The organism is Shigella sp. FC1567 (assembly GCF_001743015.1).
In the GTDB taxonomy this organism is placed as follows: domain Bacteria; phylum Pseudomonadota; class Gammaproteobacteria; order Enterobacterales; family Enterobacteriaceae; genus Escherichia; species Escherichia coli.
This window is the reverse complement of sequence record NZ_MIIV01000092.1, coordinates 1-8,044: the sequence shown is the minus strand read 5'-3', so window position 1 is coordinate 8,044 and position 8,044 is coordinate 1. Positions and strand designations below refer to the sequence as shown.

The 8,044-nt window shown below is 50.6% G+C and carries 8 protein-coding genes and 3 pseudogenes; 9 read left to right on the top strand and 2 right to left on the bottom strand.

Annotated features, from left to right (window positions below; genetic code table 11):
- Positions 1–261: IS1 family transposase (locus tag BHE85_RS07180; RefSeq protein WP_000317683.1), on the top strand; the 261-nt coding region annotated here is incomplete at its 5' end.
- A gap of 14 nt (positions 262–275) precedes the next feature.
- Here the strand turns inward: BHE85_RS07180 and BHE85_RS07175 are convergent.
- A pseudogene (locus BHE85_RS07175) lies at positions 276–870 on the bottom strand (TolC family protein); the annotation flags it as partial.
- Positions 871–1,093: 223 nt separating this feature from the next.
- On the opposite strand from BHE85_RS07175, the gene yohP reads away from it, so the two are divergent.
- Positions 1,094–1,177, top strand: a complete 84-nt coding sequence (yohP, locus tag BHE85_RS28360; RefSeq protein ID WP_000691708.1) for a small membrane protein YohP — start codon at positions 1,094–1,096, stop codon at positions 1,175–1,177.
- A gap of 387 nt (positions 1,178–1,564) precedes the next feature.
- Here the strand turns inward: yohP and dusC are convergent.
- Positions 1,565–2,515 (bottom strand): annotated as a pseudogene (dusC, locus tag BHE85_RS07165) (tRNA dihydrouridine(16) synthase DusC).
- A 238-nt stretch (positions 2,516–2,753) separates the two neighbouring features.
- Here dusC and BHE85_RS07160 point away from each other — a divergent pair.
- From BHE85_RS07160 to BHE85_RS07130, 7 genes and pseudogenes are all read left to right on the top strand, one after another.
- Positions 2,754–3,152 carry a CidA/LrgA family protein gene (locus tag BHE85_RS07160; RefSeq protein ID WP_001295452.1) on the top strand — a complete coding sequence of 133 codons (399 nt, stop codon included), beginning with the start codon at positions 2,754–2,756 and terminating at the stop codon, positions 3,150–3,152.
- The gene (locus BHE85_RS07155) at positions 3,149–3,844 is read left to right on the top strand and encodes a CidB/LrgB family autolysis modulator (RefSeq protein ID WP_000968205.1); all 696 of its coding nucleotides are present in this window, start codon (positions 3,149–3,151) and stop codon (positions 3,842–3,844) included. The genes BHE85_RS07160 and BHE85_RS07155 overlap by 4 nt, the downstream gene beginning before the upstream one ends.
- A gap of 129 nt (positions 3,845–3,973) precedes the next feature.
- Positions 3,974–4,858 (top strand): cytidine deaminase, encoded by an 885-nt coding sequence (gene cdd, locus BHE85_RS07150; RefSeq protein WP_000553555.1) that lies wholly within the window; start codon positions 3,974–3,976, stop codon positions 4,856–4,858.
- A 149-nt stretch (positions 4,859–5,007) separates the two neighbouring features.
- Positions 5,008–5,727 (top strand): outer membrane permeability protein SanA, encoded by a 720-nt coding sequence (gene sanA, locus BHE85_RS07145; protein WP_000920064.1) that lies wholly within the window; start codon positions 5,008–5,010, stop codon positions 5,725–5,727.
- Between the two features lie 2 nt (positions 5,728–5,729).
- Entirely contained in the window at positions 5,730–5,969 is a 240-nt protein-coding gene (locus tag BHE85_RS07140; protein ID WP_000383096.1) for a DUF2542 family protein, read from the top strand.
- A gap of 396 nt (positions 5,970–6,365) precedes the next feature.
- On the top strand, positions 6,366–7,604 hold the full coding sequence (gene preT, locus BHE85_RS07135; protein ID WP_001136343.1) for an NAD-dependent dihydropyrimidine dehydrogenase subunit PreT: 1,239 nt from the start codon (positions 6,366–6,368) through the stop codon (positions 7,602–7,604).
- Positions 7,598–7,921: pseudogene (locus BHE85_RS07130) on the top strand (NAD-dependent dihydropyrimidine dehydrogenase subunit PreA); the annotation flags it as partial. The gene preT and the pseudogene BHE85_RS07130, both read left to right, overlap by 7 nt.
- Positions 7,922–8,044: the final 123 nt, after the last annotated feature.

Here is an 8,044-nt window from a genome sequence, read left to right as displayed (position 1 = left end):
ACACTGGAGCGTCTTCTGAGCCTGCTGTCGGCCTTTGAGGTCGTGGTATGGATGACGGATGGCTGGCCGCTGTATGAATCACGCCTGAAGGGAAAGCTGCACGTTATCAGCAAGCGTTACACTCAGCGCATTGAGCGACATAATCTGAATCTGAGACAACATCTGGCAAGGCTGGGACGGAAGTCACTGTCGTTCTCAAAATCGGTGGAGCTGCATGACAAGGTCATCGGGCATTATCTGAACATAAAACACTATCAGTAAGTTGGAGTCATTACCTGGGTTTGCCACTCCCAGTACAGGCGGGCTACGCTGCCAGCCAGCAATTGGCGGGTTTGCTCGCGTTCCGCCGCCCGTGCTTTAACCGTACCCAGGCGGGCAGTAACCTCCGCCCGATTCTTTCCCCAGATATCGAGATGCCAGCCCGCCGTTAAGCCAAAAGTACCGTTGGTGTACCACGGGCCGGTCGTACCTGCGGCCGGATCGTTCAGAGCAAACGGCCCCATTAAGCCTTCTGCCGACATTTTTTTGCCGCTCCATATCCGCCGAAAAGTCGATCTGCGGACCATCCTGAGTGGCAACTGCCTTCGCCTGGGCTTCAGCTAGCTGAATGCGCTGTTCAGCCACCTGCATATCCGGTGCGTTCTGTAGTGCATTGTTAATTAATGAAGTGAGCTGATTATCGTGATACTCCAGCCACCATTGGCTGTCTGGCCAACCATTTTTCAGCGCCGTGGGTAATGCGGTGTCAACTTGTGCAGCGGGCGTTTGCTGGCTTAACGCCTGGCGGGTTTCATGCATAGGCGCACACCCGGCCAGCATCAATAACAGCGGAAAACAGGCGATGGCTGGATAAAAGGAATCACGATTCATGGGGGAATAATCAGGTAAGAAACGGTGCGCGGAGATTACCGTGTGTTGCGATATATTTTTTAGTTTCGCGTGGCAATACATCAGTAGCAATAAAACGACATACCCAGAAAAATATAGACTAAGTGAATGATATCTTCCGATTTATCTTAATCGTTTATGGATAACGGCAAAGGGCTTCGTTTTTTCCTATACTTATTCAACACTCACAAATAAAGGAACGCCAATGAAAATTATACTCTGGGCTGTATTGATTATTTTCCTGATTGGGCTACTGGTGGTGACTGGCGTATTTAAGATGATATTTTAAAAATCAGATATGGCATATAAGTTGTCAGGTCAGGAACTAGATATTTTGTGTACTTGATTTGCAAACAGCTCCGGTGTTGGTGGCGTCAAAATCGCTGAAGCGTTCCCCGAAGGCCGGGGCAGCCCACATGGATGTGGGCTGAGGGCGCGTCTTACAAGGACGTTACCTCGCGCCCGACCCGGTAGCCGAAGGGGATAAGCTGAAGGTACCGCGCAGCGGCGATTTTGTTCGCCAGAGCCCGGGGGGGCAGGGGGAGGAGGCGATTGTCCTCCCCCTGCGCGCTCCTTGCGCCAGTGGCAATATGTGGCTTAGCTCATGAAAGGAGCGCAACAAGATGATGAAGCTGAATAAGCGATTCATTGTCTCTGATAAACTGCGATTCCACTATTATCGCAGCTTATCGATATCAATTGCCTGAATAGCCCTTGCAATATCAGGGGAATTATTCAACACCCGAACATGCTGAAATAATTCCGTTGCTTCATCGTATTCTTTACGCAAATAACTCAACCACTGTTTAATCCGCGCAACGTGATATAACCCGGTATCGCCCTGCTTTTCCAGACGGGTATATTTTTGCAGCAAAGCAACCACCTCCGGCCACGGCATTCGCGGTTCGTTATATTTTACCACCCGGCTCAGGTTGGGAATATTGAGCGCCCCGCGACCAATCATCACTGCGTCGCAGCCGCTGATCGCCATACATTGTTGCGCACTCTGCCAGTCCCAGATTTCACCGTTGGCAATCACCGGAATATTCAGCCGCTGGCGAATCTCGCCAATCGCCTGCCAGTCAATATGCTCCGCGCGGTAACCCTGCTCTTTTGTCCGTCCATGCACCACCAGCTCCGTAGCACCAGCCTGTTGAACCGCATCGGCGATTTCAAATTTCTTCTCACCGCTGTCCCAGCCCAGACGCACTTTCACGCTGACGGGCAAATGCGCCGGTACAGCTTCACGCATCGCTTTTGCACCCTAGTAGATGAGTTCAGGATCTTTGAGTAACGTCGCCCCACCACCGCTACCGTTGACCGTTTTCGACGGGCAGCCGCAATTGAGATCCACGCCCCAGGAACCTAATTCCACCGCACGGGCGGCATTCTCTGCCAGCCATTGTGGGAACTGACCCAACAACTGCACGCGCACCAGCGTACCGGATGGTGTCCGGCTGGCGTTTTGTAGCTCAGGGCAAATGCGATGAAAAACTTTTACCGGCAGCAGTTGATCCACCACGCGGACAAACTCGGTGATGCACAGATCGTAGTCGTTAACTTCGGTCAGCAATTCACGCACCAGAGAGTCAAGCACACCCTCCATCGGAGCCAGTAACACACGCATATCTTCACCCGCAAAAAAATGAGGCGCTATGTTAGCGCCTATGGTCAACGGATTAAAGGTCTGCAAAGAGGGATTGCTGCAAACTGTAATCCCTCTCTATGCTTGATGTATGCCTGAGTTCGTTGCGCATTGCGTAATGCCGGGGAGCGAAAAAATAAGCGCTGATTTCTTAATGTGATCGGTAGCACGTTTTACGAATTAATTGTATGATGAATTCATCTCATCTGGGGTGTTGATTATGAGTAAGACACTGAACATTATCTGGCAATATTTACGCGCTTTCGTCCTGATTTATGCCTGCCTGTATGCAGGCATTTTCATTGCTTCCCTGCTACCGGTAACCATTCCGGGCAGCATCATCGGGATGCTGATCCTGTTTGTCCTGCTGGCCTTGCAAATTCTTCCGGCAAAATGGGTCAATCCGGGGTGCTACGTACTGATTCGCTATATGGCGCTATTGTTTGTGCCGATTGGCGTAGGCGTCATGCAATATTTTGATTTGCTCCGCGCACAGTTTGGCCCGGTAGTGGTTTCCTGTGCTGTCAGTACACTGGTGGTTTTTCTGGTGGTGAGCTGGAGTTCGCAACTGGTGCACGGTGAACGTAAAGTCGTAGGTCAGAAAGGATCAGAAGAATGATGGCTAATATCTGGTGGTCATTACCACTGACATTGATCGTCTTTTTTGCCGCCCGCAAACTGGCGGCACGGTATAAGTTTCCCTTGCTTAACCCGTTGCTGGTAGCAATGGTGGTGATCATCCCTTTTTTAATGCTGACCGGCATCTCTTACGACAGCTACTTTAAAGGTAGCGAAGTGCTAAACGATCTGCTGCAACCGGCGGTCGTCGCGCTGGCCTATCCTTTATATGAGCAGCTACACCAGATCCGCGCGCGCTGGAAATCGATCATCACCATCTGTTTTATCGGCAGCGTGGTTGCGATGGTGACGGGGACTTCCGTGGCATTGTTGATGGGCGCTTCACCGGAAATCGCCGCGTCAATCCTGCCGAAATCAGTCACCACGCCTATTGCAATGGCGGTTGGCGGCAGTATTGGCGGTATTCCGGCAATCAGCGCAGTTTGCGTGATTTTCGTCGGCATCCTCGGCGCGGTATTTGGCCATACATTGCTTAATGCGATGCATATTCGTACCAAAGCTGCGCGCGGTCTGGCAATGGGGACTGCCTCGCACGCCCTCGGTACGGCGCGCTGCGCCGAGCTGGATTATCAGGAAGGTGCATTTAGTTCGCTAGCGCTGGTGTTATGCGGGATAATTACTTCGCTGATCGCACCGTTCCTTTTCCCGATTATTCTGGCAGTAATGGGCTAAAATTTGCGATGCGTCGCGCATTTTTGATGTAAGTTTCACGCGTTGCATAATTAATGAGATTCAGATCACATATAAAGCCATAACGGGTTCGTAAACTGTTATCCCATTACATGATTATGAGGCAACGCCATGCATCCACGTTTTCAAACCGCTTTTGCCCAACTTGCGGATAACTTGCAATCTGCACTGGAACCTATTCTGGCAGACAAGTACTTCCCCGCTTTGTTGACCGGGGAGCAAGTCTCATCGCTGAAGAGCGCAACGGGGCTGGACGAAGACGCGCTGGCATTCGCACTACTTCCGCTGGCAGCGGCCTGTGCGCGTACGCCATTGTCGAATTTTAATGTTGGCGCAATTGCGCGCGGTGTGAGCGGAACCTGGTATTTCGGTGCCAATATGGAATTTATTGGTGCGACAATGCAGCAAACCGTTCATGCCGAACAAAGCGCGATCAGCCACGCCTGGTTGAGTGGTGAAAAAGCGCTTGCAGCCATCACCGTTAACTACACGCCTTGTGGTCACTGCCGTCAGTTTATGAATGAACTGAACAGCGGTCTGGATCTGCGTATTCATCTGCCGGGCCGCGAGGCACACGCGCTGCGTGACTATCTGCCGGATGCCTTTGGGCCGAAAGATCTGGAGATTAAAACGCTGCTGATGGACGAGCAGGATCACGGCTATGCGCTGACTGGTGATGCGCTTTCTCAGGCGGCGATTGCAGCGGCAAACCGTTCGCACATGCCTTACAGTAAGTCGCCAAGCGGTGTCGCGCTGGAATGTAAAGACGGTCGTATTTTCAGTGGCAGCTACGCTGAAAACGCCGCATTCAACCCGACTCTGCCACCGTTGCAGGGAGCGTTAATTCTGTTGAATCTCAAGGGTTATGATTACCCGGATATCCAGCGCGCGGTTCTGGCAGAAAAAGCCGATGCGCCGTTGATTCAGTGGGATGCCACCTCCGCAACGCTGAAAGCTCTCGGCTGTCACAGTATCGACCGAGTGCTTCTCGCTTAAGCCTGGTGCCGGATGCGGCGTGAACGCCTTGTCCGGCTTGCCAGCCCTCTCCTGGTGTCGAAATTCCCGGCAAACAGTTTGCCGTTTCTTGCGCAAAACCAGCGGGTAAAGTAGCCTGATGGAAATTTTCCTTAGATCGAGTCTCCTGCATGTTAAAGCGCGTGTTCCTCAGCCTGTTAGTCCTGATCGGCTTGCTGTTGTTGACTGTGCTCGGCCTCGATCGCTGGATGAGCTGGAAAACCGCGCCTTATATCTACGACGAATTGCAGGATCTCCCCTACCGCCAGGTCGGTGTGGTGCTCGGAACAGCAAAATATTATCGTACTGGCGTAATTAATCAGTATTATCGCTACCGCATTCAAGGAGCGATTAATGCCTATAACAGCGGTAAGGTAAATTATCTATTACTGAGCGGCGATAACGCATTGCAAAGTTATAATGAGCCGATGACCATGCGCAAAGATTTAATCGCTGCTGGTGTCGACCCATCAGATATTGTTCTCGATTACGCAGGCTTTCGTACGCTGGATTCCATCGTGCGTACACGCAAAGTTTTCGATACTAATGATTTCATTATTATCACCCAACGTTTCCACTGTGAGCGGGCATTATTTATTGCGCTGCATATGGGGATTCAGGCTCAGTGTTATGCCGTACCGTCACCGAAAGATATGCTGTCAGTACGTATTCGCGAATTTGCCGCCCGTTTCGGTGCGCTGGCTGACCTTTATATTTTTAAACGTGAACCGCGTTTTTTAGGGCCGCTGGTCCCTATTCCGGCTATGCACCAGGTGCCGGAAGATGCGCAGGGGTATCCCGCCGTCACACCCGAACAGTTACTTGAATTACAAAAGAAACAAGGAAAGTAGTTATGGATGTACAGCAGTTTTTTGTCGTTGCCGTTTTTTTCCTTATTCCGATATTTTGTTTCCGCGAAGCATGGAAAGGCTGGCGCGCAGGCGCGATTGATAAACGGGTTAAAAATGCACCGGAACCGGTGTATGTCTGGCGAGCAAAAAATCCCGGACTCTTTTTCGCTTATATGGTGGCATATATCGGCTTCGGAATTTTATCTATCGGCATGATTGTTTATCTTATTTTCTATCGTTAATATTTTCTCTTTTCTGTTAATTATTGAGAATAATTATTACTTCACTCAATAAGCTGCGGATATAACATTCTGAACCGCAGCTATTTGTGAATCCTTTCACAGTATAAATTTCCCCACGCGCATAGCCTTAATATCAGCACGCAATATTTATACTCTAAATAATTCGAGTTGCAGGAAGGCGACAAGTGAGTGAGTCCCCAGGAGCTTACATAAGTAAGTGACTGGGGTGAGCGACAAATCCGCATGGAGCGGATTTGAACGCTCCCTGCAGCGGCCCCATAAGGGGTGAGGCCCATGGATGGGCCGAATAACCCGCAGACGCAGCACATGCAACTTGAAGTATGACGAGTATATTTAGCGTTCGCCTTAATTACTCATAGCATTAAGGAAGATCACATGCCGCAACAAAATTATCTGGATGAACTCACTCCGGCTTTTACGCCGTTACTGGCGATTAAAGAAGCCTCTCGCTGTTTATTATGTCACGACGCTCCCTGTAGTCAGGCTTGCCCGGCACAGACCGATCCGGGGAAATTTATTCGCTCAATCTACTTTCGTAATTTTAAAGGCGCTGCCGAGACAATTCGCGAAAATAATGCCCTCGGTGCCGTTTGTGCCAGAGTGTGCCCGACGGAGAAATTATGCCAAAGCGGTTGTACCCGTGCCGGTGTTGATGCTCCCATTGATATCGGCCGCTTACAGCGTTTTGTTACTGATTTTGAACAACAAACCGGGATGGAAATTTATCAGCCCGGTACTAAAACGCTCGGCAAAGTCGCGATTATTGGCGCAGGTCCTGCCGGATTGCAGGCCAGTGTGACACTGACAAACCAGGGTTATGACGTCACGATCTATGAGAAAGAAGCACAACCCGGTGGCTGGTTGCGTAACGGCATTCCGCAATTCCGGTTACCGCAATCAGTACTGGATGCAGAGATCGCCCGTATTGAAAAAATGGGCGTGACCATTAAGTGCAACAACGAAGTCGGTAACACACTCACCCTTGAGCAGCTGAAAGCAGAAAACCGCGCGGTACTGGTCACCGTGGGGTTATCAAGCGGTTCCGGGCTACCGCTGTTTGAGCATAGTGACGTTGAGATTGCCGTCGACTTCTTGCAACGTGCACGACAGGCGCAAGGCGATATCAGCATTCCACAAAGCGCATTAATTATCGGCGGCGGTGATGTCACGATGGACGTAGCCAGCACGCTGAAAGTTCTCGGCTGTCAGGCGGTAACTTGCGTAGCGCGTGAAGAGTTAGATGAGTTTCCGGCAAGCGAAAAAGAGTTTACCAGCGCCCGGGAGCTGGGCGTTTCGATCATCGATGGATTCACGCCAGTAGCCGTGGAAGGCAATAAAGTCACGTTTAAGCATGTACGGTTATCGGGCGAACTGACGATGGCGGCAGATAAAATTATTCTCGCCGTCGGTCAGCATGCCAGACTAGATGCCTTTGCGGAGTTAGAGCCGCAGCGTAACACCATCAAAACACAAAATTACCAGACCCGCGACCCGCAAGTCTTTGCTGCTGGCGATATTGTTGAGGGTGACAAAACCATGGTCTATGCCGTGAAAACCGGGAAAGAAGCCGCCGAGGCGATTCATCACTATTTAGAGGGAGCTTGCTCATGTTAACGAAAGATCTTTCGATTACTTTTTGCGGCGTGAAGTTTCCCAACCCGTTCTGCCTCTCTTCTTCGCCGGTAGGCAACTGCTATGAGATGTGTGCCAAAGCCTACGACACAGGTTGGGGCGGTGTGGTGTTTAAAACGATCGGCTTTTTTATCGCCAACGAAGTCTCGCCGCGTTTTGATCATCTGGTGAAAGAAGATACCGGTTTTATCGGCTTCAAAAATATGGAGCAGATTGCCGAGCATCCGCTGGAGGAGAATCTGGCCGCCCTGCGTCGGCTGAAAGAAGATTACCCGGACAAAGTATTGATCGCTAGACTGGCCCCCTGAATCTCCAGACAACCAGTATCACTTAAATAAGTGATAGTCTTAATACTAGTTTTTAGACTAGTCATTGGAGTACAGATGATTGATGTCTTAGGGCCGGAGAAACGCAGACGGCGT

Coding starts and splice junctions, on each gene's coding strand:
- yohP (WP_000691708.1), top strand. CDS start 1,094: ATGAAAATTATACTCTGGGCTGTATTGATTATTTTCCTGATTGGGCTA.
- BHE85_RS07160 (WP_001295452.1), top strand. CDS start 2,754: ATGAGTAAGACACTGAACATTATCTGGCAATATTTACGCGCTTTCGTC.
- BHE85_RS07155 (WP_000968205.1), top strand. CDS start 3,149: ATGATGGCTAATATCTGGTGGTCATTACCACTGACATTGATCGTCTTT.
- cdd (WP_000553555.1), top strand. CDS start 3,974: ATGCATCCACGTTTTCAAACCGCTTTTGCCCAACTTGCGGATAACTTG.
- sanA (WP_000920064.1), top strand. CDS start 5,008: ATGTTAAAGCGCGTGTTCCTCAGCCTGTTAGTCCTGATCGGCTTGCTG.
- BHE85_RS07140 (WP_000383096.1), top strand. CDS start 5,730: ATGGATGTACAGCAGTTTTTTGTCGTTGCCGTTTTTTTCCTTATTCCG.
- preT (WP_001136343.1), top strand. CDS start 6,366: ATGCCGCAACAAAATTATCTGGATGAACTCACTCCGGCTTTTACGCCG.